Genomic DNA, 16,591 nt, shown 5'->3' with positions numbered 1-16,591 from the left:
AGAAGGCTCAGATTCGCTGTGGTCTACCACGGTGATGCGGTGGCGGTTCGCAGGGCGAACGCAGAAAACGGGGTGTCGTATCTGTGTCTGGAGATTTCGAAGGGCGAGGAGTTCTGCGGCTCCGGTATGAAGATGATGCGTTGGCTTATGTGGTGAGCTGTGGTATTCGAGATGTCACGCTGGAAGACGGCTCCGGACGGCCAGAAATTTTTGTCCCGGACCCTAACTTCGGTCTCGTCCGTGCCGCTCGGTGATTTGAAGCCCAGCCGCCGGTAGTAGGAATGCAGAGCCAGATTGTCCTGCCATACGTCGATCCGGACGATCTCGGCGCCGTACCTGATCCGGCCCTGCTGAGCGGCCCATTCCAGGAGCGCGGCTCCCACCCCTTGACCCGCGTACTTGCGGCTGACGACCAGGCGGTGCAGGTAGACGGCGGGTTCACGGCGTTCTTCGGGGCTCCACAGCAGCGGATTGCCGACGGAGGTCATGGAGATGGTGGCCACCGTGTCGTCGCCGTCCCGGACGATCCAGGTGATCCCGTTCCGCATGCCGTCGAGAATCCGTTGTCTTCGGGATTCCGCGTCGGGCCAGGGGCGAGCCCATTGATCGGTGCCCTTGAGGCGCAGCCATTTGGAGGCTTCGTCGATGAGCTGGATGATGGTGTTCAGGTCCTGCGGGGTGGCGCGGTGTATCTTGTATATCGCTTTGGGCATTTCTCCTGGGCTGGAAAACTGGTTCAGGTCTGGAGGGGCTCGGAGAACGGAGGTTGACGGCCTCCATGCCGGGAACGTCCGGGGCCATCGGCATGGGAGGGATGCCGTTGTAAGGTTCCGCCTTCCTGATCGCTTCGTTGCGCACCGCGGGTGACTCGGTGGTGCATCCTGAATCTCGGGATCGAGCTCGCTTCGGTGATCGGCCGACCGGACGGCGTCGTCCCGCCGGGGGATCGTGGTCATGGTCGTATGCGATGTGTCATATACGATCACGGTACTGCGATCATCGTGGATGTTGAAGAGGGGATGTTTCCGAGGCGCCGGCCGGTTTGAGACGATCTTGTATGGGCGGAACGCCGGGCCGGGTGTCCCCTCCTGTCTGCGCGTCCTCCGGTCGCGGGCGGGCGCCCCGACGACTCGTGCGGTTTCCACGATGCGGCGGATTCAGCCTTTTCCGATACGTGGTCTCGGAGGGCCGGGCCGGCGTCCCCGTGGTCTCTAAGGGCTTGACGTTGCAGGCCACGGCACCGTCCCCGACTGGACGTCCCTGCATGCGACCTGCGAGGACGGCGTGCGGAAAAGGCTCGCTGGAAGTGTGCGTCGAGGCGCGTGCCCTTTGCCGCTCACTCAGAGCGGGGCTTTTCGGCGACGCCGCCGGGCAAAGTCGTCCACTTGCGCTTCATGACGAACACACCCGCAGCGCGACGGGCCTGACCGAACCAGATCCCATCCACGGTGGGCGTCAGCACGTCCTTCCTGCTGACGATGGCGAAGTGCACCAGGTAGATCAGGTACCCAAGGAAGAGGCCGACGGCGCTCAGGATGATGACGATGGCGATTCCCATGGACGGCTCCTTGTCGATGCTCCTCCCCAGGTGGGGGGTCTGGTGGCGCGGGCTACAGGTCGGGATTGAACCTTTTTCAACGCGTGAACCGATGCGCAGCGGACAAGAGCCCCGATGGCGTCCGCTACTGCGGTGCACTCGTCTCGAACGGTGCGGACGGCGTGTTGAAAAGGTTCACCGTTCGGATGCGTCCGGGGCGTACGTCGGTCGGTGTCTTGCGAACCATCCCTATTGGAAGTGCGATCCCCTTGAATGGATCAACGAGTTCATGGTGATCTTTCGGATAAGTAGTGATCGTTGACTTTGTGGGCGTTGAAGTCGACCGAGGCGGGCGCCGGGGTCGTTCTCGTTCGGGCGGGCCGGGTGCGGCGTCCGGCGTGAACCTCGTCGCATACGCCGTGACGGATGGCGGAGAGGAGACGACGATGGCGGCGCCTCGCTTCCGGCGGATCGCCGAAGAGCTGATCCGTCGGATCGACCAGGGCGAGTTCTCCGAGGGGGAGCAGCTGCCCACCGAGGTGGAGCTCATGAACGAGTACAACGCCTCGCGCAACACCATCCGGGATGCGATCAAGCTGCTCATCGGGCGCGGGCTGGTGTACACCTCGCCGGGGCGCGGCACGTTCGTTCTCAAGTCGGTCGAGCCCTTCGCGCTCACCTTGACCTCGGTGAACAGGGAGACCAGCGAGAGCGAGGCCTACCGTTTCGAAGCCAAGCTGCAGGGGCGCAAGGCCGAGGTCAGCGACCCCAGGGTGGAGATCCAGAAGGCCGACAAGCTGGTGGCCTGGGCGCTGGGCATCAACGAGGGGGACCGGGTGGTGATCCGCCACCAGGAGCGCCGCATCGACGGCCGCCCCTGGTCCCTGCAGACCTCCTGGTACCCGATGGCCTTCGTGACCAAAGGCGCGGAACGCCTGATCGACGCCGAGGACATCGTCGAGGGCGTGGTCACCTATCTGCGGGAGAAGCTGGGCATCGAGCAGGTGGGCTACCGAGACAAGATCACCGCCAGGGTGCCCAACGCCTACGAGGCGTCCTTCTTCAATCTCCCGGACAGCGGCAGCACGGTGATCGTGCACGACCGCATCGCCTACGGTCAGGACGGCAAGCCCATTCGGCTGACCAACACGATTTATCCCGCCGACCGGAACGAGCTGTACATCGAGGTCGGAGAGGTACCGCCGCTGCACTTCTCGAAGAGGGGCGGTGCGACGGGGAACGACGAGGGGGATGCAGCCCGAGCCGACGGGGCCCGTCCGTGATGGGCGGGACATGCTCCGGCTGTGCCGTGGGGTGGTGACTCTCGACTGAACGGAGACGTTCGAGGCCGCCCTCGGGGACGGGAATGGTTCGAGGGCGTATCGGTTTCCCTCTCGCGCAGCGACCTTCGCCATTTGGGCCTCGCTGATCCGTTTCCGCCCTGATGGGCTCCGTTAGATCCTGGTCACGTCGGCGAGACGGTGGCCGGTGCCCTCTCGCCGCCGGGCGGTGCGCTGGTGGGAGGCCTGGGCCGGGTGGGTTTTCGGGTGCAGTGAGGACCAGGGCCGAAAGGAGGTCCAGGCCGGCAGCGGCCCCTCGTACCAGGTGACCTCCAGGGGACGGCACATCTCCAGCCGGTACCGGTTCCCCGAGCGCTGGATCACCTGCTCGTAGAAGTGGTGGGAGACGATGAACCCCACCTCCGCGGCCGACTCCAGGCAGGCCGCCACGAATTCGTCGGCGTCGGCGAGCGCGGCGGTCTCCTCGACGGTGCGGCCGTGGGGTTCCACCTGTCCGAAGGGCATGTCGAAGCTCACGCTGCCCATGTGGACGGCCGTGCGCAGGTACAGCCGAGCCGCCTCGCTGTGCAGTTCGTTGTAGTCGCTCACCTCGGCCAGCAGTGCGTCCATCAGGGGCTTCGCCAGGCACTCGTACCGCGTCTGCAGGGGCGGCACCACGATGCGGGCGTTCCCCCGCGGGGAGGTCAGGCACGAATCCCAGGCGATGCCCGCGTTCTCGAACGCGTTCCGCATGATCTGCGCCAGGGCACCGCGCACATGTGTGGTCACGCGGTCGTCGGACGGTTCCGGGAGGGTGGGGCTCACCATCACGACCGGGTGAGGCCGCGTTTCGGACGCGGGCCAGTGGACGGCGGCCGGCCGTTGCGCCTGCATGGCTCGTTCTCCCTGGTCGCCCCAGAGCACGTGGGGCCGGAACCCGTCGGAGGACCCGGACGGGGCCGGTCGGCTCGACCGGTAGTGGAGCCTGCTCTGATAGCCACTCATGGGGGTGAGCTCTTCGGTATGCTGCGAGCCTATGAAACTACTCACTGGTCACATCCCCTCCGTTACCTATCAAGGGTGTAGCCACCAACCAAGTGGGCAAAACCTGACCAGAGGAACTAGTTTCCTTATTGGATCTCATACCTCTGATGGGAATGAGAGTTGATCATGGCGGACGCCCTGCCCAAGTACCTCCAGATCGCCAAAGACCTGCAACGGCAGATCGAGGAAGGCACGCTCAAGGCCGGTGACCGGCTGCCCACCGAAAGCGAACTGGCGGCCAGGTGGAAGGTCTCCACGAGCACGGTCAAAGACGCCCTCAGCGAGCTGCGCAAAAGCGGCCGGGTCCAGACCCGCCCCCGGGAGGGCACCTTCGTGCTGCCCCGCCGCAGACCGCTGACCATCACCCTCAACGACCGGGAACTGGACATGCCGCAGGTGCCGGCCGAATCCCGGATGGGCGGCGGGGAGGGCCGGGCGTTTCGGCAGGAGGCCGAACGCCAGGGCTTTCAGGCCACCTGGGACCTGCCGGAGGTCACCGTCGGCCCGGCCGAGCCCTGGCAGCTGGAGGCCTTCGGGCTCCCCCCGGACCAGCGGGTGCAGATCGTGCAGCGCAAGCAGCGGCGCTTCATCGACGGGGAGCCCAACTCCCTGCAGTACTCCTACTTCACCCTGGAACTGGCCCTCAAAGCTCCCCTGCTGCTGAACGGGGAGGACATCGAGCAAGGGCATGTGGCCTACCTGGCCGAGCTCGGTTTCGTGCAGGTCGGCTACCTGGATGAGTTCGACGCCCGGCCCCCGCACCGCGATGAGGCGGAGTTCTTCGGTCTCTCCCGCGACAGCCTGGCCGTGATCGAGCACTCCCGCACCGCCTACGACCAGGACGGCAAGCCCTTCCGGCTGACCGTCACGGTCTACCGGCCGCGCAGCAACAAGATCCGCTTTTACGCCGGCAAGGTGCCCCCATCCGTACTGGAAGGCTCATGAAGGCCGGAAGCCCGGACAGCCGGCCGAGGATGCAGGACGCGGCGGCGGAGGCATGAGGAATCCCAGGTGAGAGGGGTATGCACCCCGACGGGCCGCTCCTGAGGTCCACGGCCTCGTCAAACCTTGATACGAAGATCGCGAATGCCCTTGCGCCGCGACGGTCGGCGGTGCAGGCTTCGTCCCAATAGCAACACCAACAACACAAGGAACAATTGATGCATAGATCAGGTAAGTCGCAGGGATACCCCGCCCCTCACCCGGACCCGAAGGTGGACGCCTTCCGTCCGTACATCGAAAAGGCCGTCACCGCGCTGAAGGAGGCGGGCCTCACCGTCATCGAGAGCTGGATGGACCCCTGCGACCCGATCGACGCGACGATCAGGCTCGGCGGATGGGCCCTGGTCTGGGACGAGTGGGACGGCTGGCGGCTGGGCGTCTTCGTCTCCGGCCGGCAGGGCGTGCGGACCGTGCTCCACGATACGGTCCGGTTCGAGGGCGGGCCGCGGCTTGCAGTGGTTGAATTGGCGCAGCGGGTCCGCGACTTCACCAGGGGGTCGGTGGAGCAGATCACTGGGGCTGCTCTGGCGGAGGCCGCCGTCCGGTAGGGCCCGATGACGTCGGGAGCCTGAAGAGAGGAGCTCGCGCCATGCCCGGCTGGGACCGACTCCAGTGCCATCCTGATCCCTTCGTGAACCGCAGTGCGCCCTATACCACCGCGCTGATGGATGCGCTCGCCGGTCGGGACGTCCGCATCTTGGCCGCCTGGCAGGATCCGCAGGACCCCAGGGACGCCACCATCGTTCTGCGGCGGTCGGTCGGGTTGCCCGAGGCCCTGGTATGGGACGAGGAGACGGGCCTGCGAGCGGGTCGGTTCGTCAAGGGCCGACAGGGTGAGCGCACCGAACTGGCCGATGCCGTCTACCTGGGAGGCGGGCTGCTGCCCGACCCGCAGGAGGCGGTGCGGCGTTTCCTGGCCGGTGCCGGCGGGCCGAGGGTCGTCTACCGGCGGCACACCGACACTCGTGACGGCTTTGAGGACTACCTCCGGGCGCGCGTAAGGGAGATCTACGGACTGGACCTGTGATCCCCTGGCTGGTTGCCCGAGGCGCATCGACGAACGCGAGAGTCCGCAGGGCCGCTTACGTCCGCTGTCCACAGGGACCGCCTGCGGGCGGAAATGACGACTGTCCTGGCCGGTGCGCCGTCCGGATCCGCCCAGACGGGGATGAAGTCTTCCTCTCCAGGACACAGGGGAGCCTGCGACGCGGTTCCGCCTGACGATAGAGCCATGTGCGCCCAGACGGCCACGGACGAGGGCGTACCGGAGCGTTGACCCGGTACGCCCTCAGAATTTTCCCCACCTGCCGCCTCCGCGCGATCAGGCAGGTGCGCCGCGGTCAGGGAGGATGCCGTGACCTGGGACGATGCAATGCCGGATGCTCCTGGGACTCCATTCCCGGCGCTTTGAAGGCCCATGGTGAAAAGACTCGTTCACAGGCGGAAGCCGTCAGGAGGGTTTCTTCCAGAACGGGCGGCGGGGTGGCTTCGGGGTGGCGGTGTGCTCGTCGAGGAAGGCGGTCAGTTCCCCGACGGCGAGGGTCCACAGCTCGTCCAGGCGGGACTGCTGGGCGGGGTCGTCGGCGGCCTGCAGGGCGTCGGCCAGGGCGGTCAGGCGGTCGGCGGGCAGGCCGTCGGAGCGGGCGTGCTGGGCGAGGCCGAGCAGCCTGGTGCGCAGGTCGGACAGGTGGCGGCGGCGCTCGGGGCGGGCGGCGGCGGCCAGCTCTTGCAGGCGGTTCAGCTCCTGCCGGACCAGGGCGGGGACGGGCGACGGGCGGGGCGCGGACGGGGCCGCAACGGACGGGCTGGGGGCGGGTCCGCGGGGGCGCCGCAGCCGGGGCGGCAGGCCCCTCGGCGGTGTGGCGAGGGGAGCGGGACCGGCGGGAGGCGGGGGGAGCGGGCCGGCAGGGGCGGCCATGGGCATGGCGGGCATCGCGTGCGAGGAGGCCGCGGCCACGGGCGGGGCCGGGGGCGGCCAGCCGGCGGGTGACTCGACGGGCTGCACGACCCGGTGGGCGGGGTCGCCGGCGACGGTCCGGTCGTCGATGGCGACGAAGGCGGTGAAGCGGCACAGCACGCCGAAGCGCAGCGAGGTCTCCACGATCTGCTGCTCCAGGTCGCGCCCGCCGGTGACGGCGTAGCGGTCCTCCAGATCCCGCAGGTGGGCGCGGGCCCAGACGGAGGTGGCGGCGCCGGCCTCGGTGCGGGAGACGACGGCCCGGCACTGCCAGGGGGCGCCTTCGCCGGTCACGGCGCGGACGGTCAGGGAGCAGTCGTCGGCGGCGCGCAGGTAGCGGCCCGCCACCACCAGGGGGACGCCGGGGAAGACGGCGCCCGGCCGGGGCGGGGTGAGCGTGCCGGGCTCGACGCGCACCCCGGACCATTCCAGGGACAGGCCGGTCAGCAGCGGGGCGTTGATGCGGTGGTGGATGTGCTCCATCGCCTCATCCAGCCGGTCTTCGGACTCCACCAGTTCCAGCCGCCCCTGCCCGGCGGTGGCGAGCCGTCCCAGGAAACCGGCGTTGACCGCCTGGTCGATGCCGACCGCGTGGATCCGCAGGCCGTTCAGGAAGGGGTCGATGAGGGCCAGGAGCTGGTCCTCGTTCCCCACCTGCCCGTCGGTGATCAGCACCAGCACCCGGTCGCGGCCCGCGTCGTCCAGCAGGGCGGCGCCCTCCCGGAGCGGGGCCGCCAGTTCGGTGCCGCCGCGCGCCTGCAGCCCGGCCAGGTGCTCCACGGCGCGGAACCGGTTGCGGTCGGTGGCCGGGCTGAGCCCGCCGTCCAGCCCGGCGGGCCGCTCGACCATGTCGTCGAACGACAGCACCGCGAAGCGGTCCCGTCCGGTCAGGGTGTCCACGATGCGGGCCGCGGCGCGGCGGGCCGCCACCATCTTCCAGCCGTGCATGCTGCCCGAGCGGTCCAGCAGGATGACCACATCGCGCGGCCGGGGCGCGCACCGCTCGGACGGCGGCAGCACGGTGAGGGTGAACGTCCCGGATTCGCCTTCGGCGTCGGGGGTCAGCGTCACGGAGGCGGCGGCCTGCTCCGGGCGGCCGTAGGCCAGACGCAGCACGAAGTCGCGGTCGAGCCGTTCCCCGGGCTGCAGCCGCACCGTGGTGCGCCCGGAGCCGCGGGTGTCGGCGGCCACCACGTGCAGGCTGGAGCGGATCTCCCCGAGCGGGAACCCGGCGGGGTCGATGTCCGCTTCCAGGGACAGCCGCACCGGATCGGGAAAGCCGGGCAGCAGGACGGGCGGGCTGATGCGGGAGGCGTCCGGCACCGCGTCGGTGTCGGCGGCGATCCCGTCCCCGGCCCGCTCGTCCGGCAGTGCGGTGCCGGGGATGTAGCGGGGCGCCACGACGAGCGGGAAACGGAAGGTGGCGGCGCCGTCCTCATACGGCAGCGGCTGGTCGAGGGTCAGGCGGACGGTGACGCGCTCGCCGGGCGGGATGTTGCCGACCTGCATGGTGAACACATCCGGCCGGTCCTCTTCGGCGAGCGCGGCGCGGTGCCCGGCGGCGACGGCCTCCTGGTAGTCGGCCCTGGCCCGGCCGCGTTCCTTGAGCGCGGCCTCCACGGTGCCGTCGGCGGTCTCCATCCGCATGCGGGTGACGGCGGCGCGGTCCGGCAGCGGGAAGATGTAGACGGCCTCCAGCGGAACGTCGAAGGGGTTGCGGAAGCCCTGGCTCAGCTCGACGCGTCCGTTCAGCCCGGTGATGGCGGCGCGGACGTCGACGGTCTCCAAGGGGAGGTTGCCCCGCTCGGTGGCCAGCGCGCCCAGGCCCGCGCCGGACAGCGGTGCCGCCTGCTCGGGCAGCGGTGTGATGCGGACGGTCATGGGTGCCTCCCATCGGGGTCGGAGGGTGAGGCGGGGTCGTCGGGGCGGCACAGTCCCCGGCGGCGGAGCTCGCGCAGCAGCGGCTCGGCCGCCCGGCCGATGGCCGCCAGGTCCGCCGGGCCGAGCTCGGCGGTCTCCAGCAGCAGCGTCACTCCCGGGGCGAGCCGGACGGCGGGCATGGCGACCGGCTGTGCCGCCGGGGCGTTCGGCGCCTGCTGCGGCGCGGCGGCGGCCTGTGTCCAGAACCGTCGTCCGGGGGCGGGCTTGCGGGGTGTGGGGGCGTCCGGCGGGGAGGGCAGGCGGGCGATCTCGCGGAGGGCGGCGTTAGGGGCGCCGGCCAGCTCGGCCTGGATCTCGGCGATGCTGCGGCCCGCGGCCTGCAGACGTTTGACGGCGACCAGCTGCAGCAGGTGCCGCTCGCCGTACAGGGCGGTGCGTCCGCGCCTGCCGGAGGGCGGGTCCACCAGGCCGATCGTGGTGTACCAGCGGATCAGGCGCTCGTTGGGCAGGTCGCGGACCCGGCGGTTGACCCGTGCCGGTTCCTCGCCGAGCGCGGCGGCGGCCGCGGCGGCCAGCTCGGTGATCGTCCAGCAGGGGTCCATGCCACGATAGTGACACTGTAATAATGACAGTGTCAATGTCGATTCACGGCGGCGCGTCCTCGCCACCCGCCGGAAGTCCTTGAACGATCACCGTCCCGGCATCACGCTGACCTGTAGGGACGGCAGGACAGAGGGAGGCGCGGCAGTGCCCGATGGCAGGACGGGAGACCACCTCTCCCGGGCCGGAGCCTCGGCCTGGGCGCGCTACCGCCGCCTTGCGGACGAGTACCGGCAGCAGCGGATCCTCCTCCGGCTGGTGCTGGCGGGCTCGGCGGCGGTGGTCGCGCTGGGCCTGGCGGGTCGGCAGGCCGCGCTGGGCGCGGCCGTGCTGACCGCGCTGGCGCATGCGCTGCACTGCCGCTACCGGCCGGGGCCCGGGTCCGCCACCGACTGGCGGCGCGGCGCCCTGGCCGAACGCCGGACCGGGCGGCGGCTGGCCCGGCTGGGACGGGGGCACCGGGTGCTGCACGACCGGGCGCTGCCCGAGCTGCCCGGCACCAACCTGGACCACCTGGTCATCGGGCGCACCGGGGTGCACGCGGTCATCGACCGGCACTGGCGGCCGGGCACCCGGCTGTGGGCCGACCGGTACCGGATCTGGGCGGGCCGGCGCCCGATAACGGCGCTGTCGGCCACCGTGGCGCAGATCGCCGACACGGTCGCCGAACTGCTGAGCGCCGAACTCGGCGAGGAGATCCCGGTGTCGCCGATCGTGGCGGTGCACGGGGCGCGCCTGCCGCGCGGCGGGCTGGAGCACCGGGGCGTGGTCTTCCAGCGCTCCTCCCGGCTGCCGCGTTTCATCCGGGAATGCCCGCATATCTTCACCGGCGCCGAGGTCGCGGCCATCACGGCGGCGGCGGAAAGGATGTTCCCGTCGATGCTGGACGTGCTCTCGCACCGGGCGCGAAGTCTGTCCTGAAGACGTGGGATATTTTCCGTATATTGCTTTTGTTGGTCTTTTGTGGCGTTTTGTTTCTTTGGGTGGGGACTGTGCGGCCGGGCGGCCTCCTCGCCCGGGACGGCATGAAAGCCGGCGCCGTCAGGGCTTTCCGGCCCCATGGCCTCGGGGTGCATGCCGGAGAGCGCCGGCGGTCCGGGCGCCTGAGTGAGTGGGGATCGAGGAGAACTTTCGCCACGTGATCCCGGGGGTGGCGGCGCAGGGCTCCGGAGCCTGTCTCCCCAGGTCGTCGCGTCGTCCGTGGCCGGGGCCTGCTCGGCACGTGGTCTTGAGCGCCGGGGCTCGAAGGCGCCCGGTGCCGCGACGCCTCGGGGCACGCGTCGTCCCTGGCTGCACTTCATCTCGACCCGTGGAGCCGGTGCGCTGAAAAGGTGCGCTGCGAGGGCGTCGTCCCGATATGAGAGGCGGCGCACGGGGTGCGCACCGTCTGAGTCCGGACGAGGACCTTGGCCGCCGAGGAACACACGACGACGGTCATATTCGGCGAATCCGGTGAAAATGAAAGAGTCCGGCGAAATAGACGTTTGTGATGTCCTAAGGAAAGGGCAGGTCAAACCATTCGAACCTGCTGTGTCAATCTATTCGACTGACGCATGAAAAGAGGTCAGAACCCCTATCTTCGGGGTGCATGAATGACCGTTCCCTGGTCGAGGCCCTGCGCTCGGGCGCCCCGGAGGCGCCCGGTGCGCTTTACGACTCCTACGGCCGGCGCCTGTACGAATACTGCTGGTTCCGGCTCGGTGACCACGAGGCCGCCCAGGCGGCGCTGTGCGACGCCTTCATCGTGGCCGAGGCGCACATTCGCCGGCTCCAGTCGCCCGACCGGCTCGGAGCGTGGCTGTATGCGCTGGTCAGGCGGGAATGCACGCGCCTGGCGGCCGAGGGCGCGGCCGGGGACGGGCCCGCTCCCCCCTTCCCCGGCAAAGATCGCGGCGGGCGGGGCGAGACGGACCAGCGGATCATCGCCTGGCGGGCCGTGTGGGGCATGCCCCTGCTCAGCCGGGAGGTCCTCGAACTGCAGACGCTGCACCGGCTGCCGATGCCCGAGCTGGCCTCCGTGCTCGGCCTGCCCGACCAGGACGTCCGGGCATTGCTCGCCCGCGCCGCTGCCGACCTGGAAGAGTCGCTCGCCGCCGAGCTGCTGGCCGCCCACGGGCCACAGGAATGCCCCGAGCCGGCCGCGATCGTGCGAGAACGGCGGGACGGGCGGGGCGCCTTGCCGCTGCCCGCGGCGGTCCGCCGGCGGCTGCTGCGGCACGCCGCGCAGTGCGCGGCCTGCGGGGAGCTGCGGCGGCACCGCCTGACACCGGTCAACGTCTACCGCCTGCTGCCGGAGATCACGCCTCCGGGCGCGCTGCGCGACCTGGTGCAAAACCGCATGCGGGCCCCCGGGAGGGCCGCCTACCGGGAGGCGGTCGCCGCGCGGGCCGCCGAGTTCACCGACGGGGCCTTCCCGGTCCAGCGCGAGGCCGAGACGCTGCCGCTGCCGCTGCCGGACCTGCCGGAGCCGGACTCGCCGGCGCCGGACCCCGCCGCCACGGCCGGCGGCCGGGTGAGCCGGGCGGTCGCCGTGGCCGTGGCGGTGGGCGTGTGCCTGGCGCTGGCGGCGGTCGCGGTGGGCTGGCTGCGTTCCGGTGATCGGCCCGCCCGCCCGCAGGCCGCCGGGCCCTCCCCGTGGTCCTCGCCGCAGGAGGAACCGCCCGCGGCGGACGTGGGCGGCGCCGGCGGCTCGGCGGGCGGGGTCGCCAAGGTGGTGCGGCTGTCCCCGACCTGGCCGCTGGGCGCCACCGACTCGGCCGCACCGCCCACCGCCCTGCCGTCCCCGCCCGCCGGGCCGGCGCGTCCGGACCGAAAGCCCGGCGGCCCGGCGGGCCGGGGCACGCTGACGGTCGCGCCCCGCCACCTGGACCTGGGCGGCGGGTCGTCCGGCACGCTCGAGCTGACCGCGCACGGCGGCCCGGTGGACTGGTCCGCCCGCGCCGGCGGGCCGATCCGGCTGAGCAGCACGTCGGGGCGGCTGGCGGCCGGCCGGTCGGTCACGCTCCGGCTGCGGGTGGCCCGCCGCCCCGACTCGACGGGCCGGCGGGTGGTCACCTTCCGGCCCGGCAGGCTGCGGGTCGTGGTGACCTGGCGGAAGAGCCCCGCCGGGCCCCGCCCCGGACCCAGGCCGACCAAGCCGTCCGAACCGCCCCGCACGCCCCCGACGGACGACCCCGGCACCCCGCCGCAGCGGCCCGGGCCGACCCGGCCCCCGACCCCGGCGCCCACGCCGCGGCCCTCCGATCCGCCGCCGTCCGACCCGCCCTCCTCCGAGCCGCCGCCCGCCGACCCGCCGGAGGAGTCCGAGCCGCCGGAGGAGTCCGAGCCGCCCCCCGTGCCGGAACCGCCGCAGTCCTCCGGTCCCAGTCCGGTGCCCGAGTAGGTCTTCCGGACCCGCCGGACCCGGCCGTCCACAGGCGGCGGGCCGGGCCTTTTCCACCTGTTCCACCTGCAACGCGTGGCCTTGAGGACCGGGACGGTGCCTGAGCCCATGACGTCGCAGGGTGCGGCATCGTCCGCGAAGGCGATGCCTTCGCATGCGACCTGACGGGACGGCGTGCCGCACCGCTTGTTGACCAGGGCTCGACCGCGCACTGCCCGCAGCAGACCGGCGGGCCGTGCTCCTCGGCATGTTTTGGCCGATCAGGGAGTTGGCCGTGGCCTGCGTGGGGGCAGTAACCGCTGTTGCTGGAGGGACTGAAGTTCCTGATGTGACAGCTGGTAACTACTGCCGCCGCGATCAGGGCGCGGGATGCTGAGGGGTGGAGCGTGGCACGGTCCAAGTGCGCTTCCCGCCGCACGACGGCTCCGGGAGCAGGGACGACAACGGGCAGACGCAGGTGCCGCGGGGCGCGGTCGGCCGGGGCGGTGCTGGTCGCGGCCGCGGTCGGCCTGCTCGGGGTGTCGTCGGGCGGCCTGGCCGCCGGCGCCCTCGCCGATCCGGTGCCCGACTCCCGCGAGGTGGAGCGCGGCAGGCAGCAGGTCCGCGACCGGGCCGCCGAGGTGGGACGGCTGAAGGCGCGCCTGGCCGAGGCCGACGGCAAGCTGGAGGAGCTGTCGATCCGCGCCGAGATGGCCGTGGAGCACTACCACGGCGAGCTGGTCCGGCTGGAGCGGGCGCGCCGTGACTGGGAGGCGGCCCAGCGCCAGGTCGCCGAGGCCGAGCGGCGCCTGGAGGCGGTGCGCGCCGAGGTGGCCGGGGTCGCCGCGGCCGCCTACCGCGCCGAAAGCGGCCCCAACCCCTGGGTGGGCGTGGTCGCGGGCCGGGGCGGGCCGCAGGGCGCCATGGACCGGGCCGGACTCATGGAGATGATGAGCCGGCACCGGGCCGGCACCATCCGGGAGTTCGAGGCCGCCCGCCAGGTCGCCGAGGTGTTCCGGGCCCGGGCCACCGCCGCGCTGCGCGAGCAGGAGGAGGCCACCGCCCGGGCGGAGGCCGCCAAACGCGCCGCCGAGGAGGCCGTGGAACGCCAGCGCGCGTCCATAGCGCGCCTGGATGAGCGGAAGCGGCACGCTGAACGGCTCTTGAAGGCCGCCGAAGGACGCGTCCGGGCATTGGAGGCCAAACGGCGCGCGGCGGCGGCTTCACGGCCCTCTCAGGGGCGGCCGCCGTCCCTCAAGGGCTCTTCCCGGGGCCAGGTGGCGGCGCGGGCGGCGCTGAAATGGCTCGGCACCCCCTACTCGTGGGGCGGGGGCAACGCCTCGGGCCCCACCTATGGGATCGGCCGGGGCGCGCGCATCAAGGGCTTCGACTGCTCCGGCCTGGCGCTGTACGCCTGGGCCCAGGCCGGCGTCAAGCTCGACCACTGGACGGGCACGCAGTGGACCTCCGGTCCCCGCATCCCCCTGTCCAAGCTGCGCCCGGGCGACCTGGTCTTCTTCGCACGCGACGTCAAGAACCCGCGCACCATCCACCACGTGGGCATCTACATCGGCGGAGGCCGGATGGTGGAAGCCCCCTACACCGGCGCCACCGTCCGCATCTCGTCGATATGGCGCCGCGGCCTCATCGGGGCCACCCGTCCCGCCGGCTGAGCCGGGGGAACGGCGGTCCCGAACGGACCATGGGCAAGCGACGTCGGGGCGCGACCCATCATGGGCGCGCCCCGACGTCGCATACGCCCGGGGAAGGACGGCTACTCGGCGGCCTTCTCGGCCTCGGCGTGCTCGGCGGCGCGCTTGAGGGAACGCTCGATCTCGGCCTCGGCCTCGGCGCGGCCGACCCAGCTGGCGCCCTCCACCGACTTGCCGGGCTCCAGGTCCTTGTAGACCTCGAAGAAGTGCTGGATCTCCAGCCGGTCGAACTCCGGCACGTGGTGGATGTCGCGGATGTGCTCCATCCGCGGGTCGGTCAGCGGCACGCACAGCACCTTGTCGTCGCCGCCGGCCTCGTCGGTCATCCGGAACATGCCCACTGCGCGACAGCGGATGAGGCATCCGGGGAATGTCGGCTCCTGGAGGAGCACCAGAGCGTCCAGAGGATCCCCGTCCTCGCCGAGAGTGCCTTCGATGAACCCGTAGTCGGCCGGGTACTGCGTCGAGGTGAACAGCATCCGGTCCAGCCGAATCCGGCCGGTCTTGTGGTCCATCTCGTACTTGTTGCGGTGCCCCTTAGGGATCTCAATGGTGACGTCGAATTCCAAGATGTCCTCAGCTCCCCGCGCGATCGCAGTGATTAGGGTTCAGGGGGTGAGCGAGGCCCGCCGCGGTCCCGCTCGTTAGGTGTTCCCTTATACAAGGGTCCCGCACGTCTCCGCAGACCGGGGTGGGGAAAGGCGGGGTGGAGATGCCCAAGTACGAGCGGGTCCTTGCTTTGGTCACGCTTTTTCTTCTCCAGGCGTTCGCCGTGGGGTCGGGCGTTGCAGTGGCGAACCTCACACCTGTGGACCGTTCCCTCCCGCGGCCCCCGGCGGTGGCCGCCCGGACGCCCCTGCCGCCGGCGGCTCCGCCGCCGGCCGCCGCGGCGGACGCCCCCATGCCCGCCGCCGACGCCCTCACCGGCGAATTGGCGGCGCTGGCGAGCGGCTCCGGAGCGGAGATCAGCGCGGTGGTGATCGACGCCCGGACCCGCCGGACGCTGTTTGCGCATCGGGCCGACCGGCCCGCCGTCCCCGCCTCCACCACCAAGCTCGTCACCTCGGTGGCGGCGCTGTCGGCGCTCGGCCCCCACCACCGGATCACCACCAGGGTCGTGCGGGGCGGCCCGCGGGCCGTCGTGCTGGTCGGCGGCGGCGATCCCACGCTGACCGCCCGTACCCCCTCGGCCGGCGCCTACCCCCGCTACGCCTCACTGGCCGACCTGGCCGACCAGACCGCCGCCGCGCTCAAGCAGACGGGCACGGGCGAGATCCGCGTCGACTACGACGCCTCCCTGTATGAGGGCGCCGGCACCGCCGAGGGCTGGAAGCCCAACTACCTGCCCGACGGGGAAGTGGCGCCGATGAGCGCGCTCACCGTGGACGCCGGCCGCACCGGCGACGGCGGCAGGGTGAAGGACCCGGCCGCATCGGCCGCCAAGAAGTTCGTCCGCCTCCTCAAAGACCGCGGCGTGCGGGCCGAGCTCGGCGAACGCACCGTCGCCGACAAGGCCGCCGCCACCGTGGGCCAGGTCCACTCGCCGCCGCTGTCGGCGCTGGTGGAGCGCACCATGACGGTCAGCGACAACGACGTGGCCGAGGCGCTGCTGCGCCAGGTGGCGCTCAAACGCGGCGCCCCGGTCTCGTTCGAGGGCGGGGCGCGGGCGGTGATGGCGGAGCTGGCCCGCCTGGGCGTCGCCGAGGGCGTGCGCGTCCACGACGGCAGCGGGCTGTCCACCCGCAACCGCATCACCCCGCTGGCGCTGGCCCGCATCGTCTCCCTGGCCGCCTCCGCAGAGCACCCCGAGCTGCGCGCGGCGATCACCGGCATGCCGGTGGCCGGTTTCACCGGCACCCTGGCCGCCCCCCGTTACACCACCGCGCAGACGGCGGCCGGCGCCGGGGCGGTGCGCGCCAAGACCGGCACCCTGTCGGGGGTGAGCACGCTGGCGGGACTGGTCCACGACGCCGACGGGCGGCTGCTGGCGTTCGCGTTCATGATGGGGGACGGCCGCGGGCCGGTGGACCCCGCGCGGCTGGACCGGATGGCCGCGGCCGTCGCCGCCTGCGGCTGCCGGGGCGGAACGTAACGATCGGCTTCGCCCGCGACCATGGGTGTGGACGCGGACATACGGGAGATAACCAAAGCGTTCGTTCGTTGAACCTCATGTAAGGGCGCTGTGGCGCCGGGGCGGAAATTACGGTGGAGCACATG

Annotated in this window: 14 protein-coding genes; 8 read left to right on the top strand and 6 right to left on the bottom strand. The window is 71.5% G+C overall.

Annotated elements, in window-relative coordinates; all coding sequences use genetic code 11:
- Positions 1-23: 23 nt before the first annotated feature.
- Together TCUR_RS22245 and TCUR_RS22240 are read right to left on the bottom strand one after the other, a co-directional pair.
- Positions 24-713: a GNAT family N-acetyltransferase gene (locus TCUR_RS22245; RefSeq protein WP_012854831.1), complete on the bottom strand. Its 690-nt coding sequence runs from the start codon at positions 711-713 to the stop codon at positions 24-26.
- 623 nt (positions 714-1,336) lie between these two features.
- The gene (locus TCUR_RS22240) at positions 1,337-1,558 is read right to left on the bottom strand and encodes a hypothetical protein (protein WP_012854830.1); all 222 of its coding nucleotides are present in this window, start codon (positions 1,556-1,558) and stop codon (positions 1,337-1,339) included.
- Positions 1,559-1,983: 425 nt separating this feature from the next.
- On the opposite strand from TCUR_RS22240, the gene TCUR_RS22235 reads away from it, so the two are divergent.
- The gene (locus TCUR_RS22235) at positions 1,984-2,820 is read left to right on the top strand and encodes a GntR family transcriptional regulator (RefSeq protein ID WP_012854829.1); all 837 of its coding nucleotides are present in this window, start codon (positions 1,984-1,986) and stop codon (positions 2,818-2,820) included.
- 171 nt (positions 2,821-2,991) lie between these two features.
- On the opposite strand, the gene TCUR_RS27215 is transcribed toward TCUR_RS22235, so the two are convergent.
- A complete protein-coding gene (locus TCUR_RS27215) occupies positions 2,992-3,606 on the bottom strand; it encodes a hypothetical protein (RefSeq protein WP_169313049.1) in 615 nt (204 codons plus the stop codon).
- A 381-nt stretch (positions 3,607-3,987) separates the two neighbouring features.
- Here TCUR_RS27215 and TCUR_RS22225 point away from each other — a divergent pair, with 381 nt between their 5' ends.
- The 3 genes from TCUR_RS22225 to TCUR_RS25185 all read left to right on the top strand — a co-directional run bounded on the left by TCUR_RS22225 (position 3,988) and on the right by TCUR_RS25185 (position 5,890).
- Entirely contained in the window at positions 3,988-4,806 is an 819-nt protein-coding gene (locus TCUR_RS22225; RefSeq protein WP_012851145.1) for a GntR family transcriptional regulator, read from the top strand.
- A 269-nt stretch (positions 4,807-5,075) separates the two neighbouring features.
- Complete coding sequence (locus tag TCUR_RS22220) at positions 5,076-5,411, top strand: DUF6292 family protein (RefSeq protein ID WP_052305588.1); 336 nt, start codon at positions 5,076-5,078, stop codon at positions 5,409-5,411.
- Positions 5,412-5,494: 83 nt separating this feature from the next.
- Positions 5,495-5,890 (top strand): DUF6292 family protein, encoded by a 396-nt coding sequence (locus tag TCUR_RS25185; RefSeq protein WP_148233086.1) that lies wholly within the window; start codon positions 5,495-5,497, stop codon positions 5,888-5,890.
- A gap of 423 nt (positions 5,891-6,313) precedes the next feature.
- On the opposite strand, the gene TCUR_RS22210 is transcribed toward TCUR_RS25185, so the two are convergent.
- A complete protein-coding gene (locus TCUR_RS22210; RefSeq protein WP_012854825.1) occupies positions 6,314-8,701 on the bottom strand; it encodes a VIT domain-containing protein in 2,388 nt (795 codons plus the stop codon).
- Positions 8,698-9,303, bottom strand: coding sequence for a helix-turn-helix domain-containing protein (locus tag TCUR_RS22205; RefSeq protein WP_041440251.1), 606 nt, complete (start codon positions 9,301-9,303; stop codon positions 8,698-8,700). Before TCUR_RS22205 ends, TCUR_RS22210 begins: the two co-directional genes overlap by 4 nt.
- 145 nt (positions 9,304-9,448) lie before the next feature.
- Between TCUR_RS22205 and TCUR_RS25180 the strand changes: the two genes are divergently transcribed.
- The 3 genes from TCUR_RS25180 to TCUR_RS22190 all read left to right on the top strand — a co-directional run bounded on the left by TCUR_RS25180 (position 9,449) and on the right by TCUR_RS22190 (position 14,335).
- Positions 9,449-10,222, top strand: coding sequence for a nuclease-related domain-containing protein (locus TCUR_RS25180; RefSeq protein ID WP_012854823.1), 774 nt, complete (start codon positions 9,449-9,451; stop codon positions 10,220-10,222).
- Between the two features lie 667 nt (positions 10,223-10,889).
- Positions 10,890-12,683, top strand: coding sequence for a sigma-70 family RNA polymerase sigma factor (locus TCUR_RS22195; protein ID WP_012854822.1), 1,794 nt, complete (start codon positions 10,890-10,892; stop codon positions 12,681-12,683).
- Between the two features lie 485 nt (positions 12,684-13,168).
- Complete coding sequence (locus TCUR_RS22190) at positions 13,169-14,335, top strand: C40 family peptidase (RefSeq protein WP_012854821.1); 1,167 nt, start codon at positions 13,169-13,171, stop codon at positions 14,333-14,335.
- 101 nt (positions 14,336-14,436) lie between these two features.
- Here the strand turns inward: TCUR_RS22190 and TCUR_RS22185 are convergent, their stop codons facing one another.
- Complete coding sequence (locus TCUR_RS22185; RefSeq protein WP_012854820.1) at positions 14,437-14,943, bottom strand: inorganic diphosphatase; 507 nt, start codon at positions 14,941-14,943, stop codon at positions 14,437-14,439.
- Positions 14,944-15,182: 239 nt separating this feature from the next.
- On the opposite strand from TCUR_RS22185, the gene dacB reads away from it, so the two are divergent.
- Positions 15,183-16,466, top strand: a complete 1,284-nt coding sequence (gene dacB, locus TCUR_RS22180; protein WP_245536919.1) for a D-alanyl-D-alanine carboxypeptidase/D-alanyl-D-alanine endopeptidase — start codon at positions 15,183-15,185, stop codon at positions 16,464-16,466.
- Positions 16,467-16,591: the final 125 nt, after the last annotated feature.

Source organism: Thermomonospora curvata DSM 43183 (assembly GCF_000024385.1).
GTDB classification, from domain to species: domain Bacteria; phylum Actinomycetota; class Actinomycetes; order Streptosporangiales; family Streptosporangiaceae; genus Thermomonospora; species Thermomonospora curvata.
This window is presented reverse-complemented; position numbering and strand designations above follow the sequence as displayed.

Coding starts and splice junctions, on each gene's coding strand:
- TCUR_RS22245 (WP_012854831.1), bottom strand. CDS start 713: ATGCCCAAAGCGATATACAAGATACACCGCGCCACCCCGCAGGACCTG.
- TCUR_RS22240 (WP_012854830.1), bottom strand. CDS start 1,558: ATGGGAATCGCCATCGTCATCATCCTGAGCGCCGTCGGCCTCTTCCTT.
- TCUR_RS22235 (WP_012854829.1), top strand. CDS start 1,984: ATGGCGGCGCCTCGCTTCCGGCGGATCGCCGAAGAGCTGATCCGTCGG.
- TCUR_RS22225 (WP_012851145.1), top strand. CDS start 3,988: ATGGCGGACGCCCTGCCCAAGTACCTCCAGATCGCCAAAGACCTGCAA.
- TCUR_RS22210 (WP_012854825.1), bottom strand. CDS start 8,701: ATGACCGTCCGCATCACACCGCTGCCCGAGCAGGCGGCACCGCTGTCC.
- TCUR_RS22205 (WP_041440251.1), bottom strand. CDS start 9,303: ATGGACCCCTGCTGGACGATCACCGAGCTGGCCGCCGCGGCCGCCGCC.
- TCUR_RS22195 (WP_012854822.1), top strand. CDS start 10,890: ATGAATGACCGTTCCCTGGTCGAGGCCCTGCGCTCGGGCGCCCCGGAG.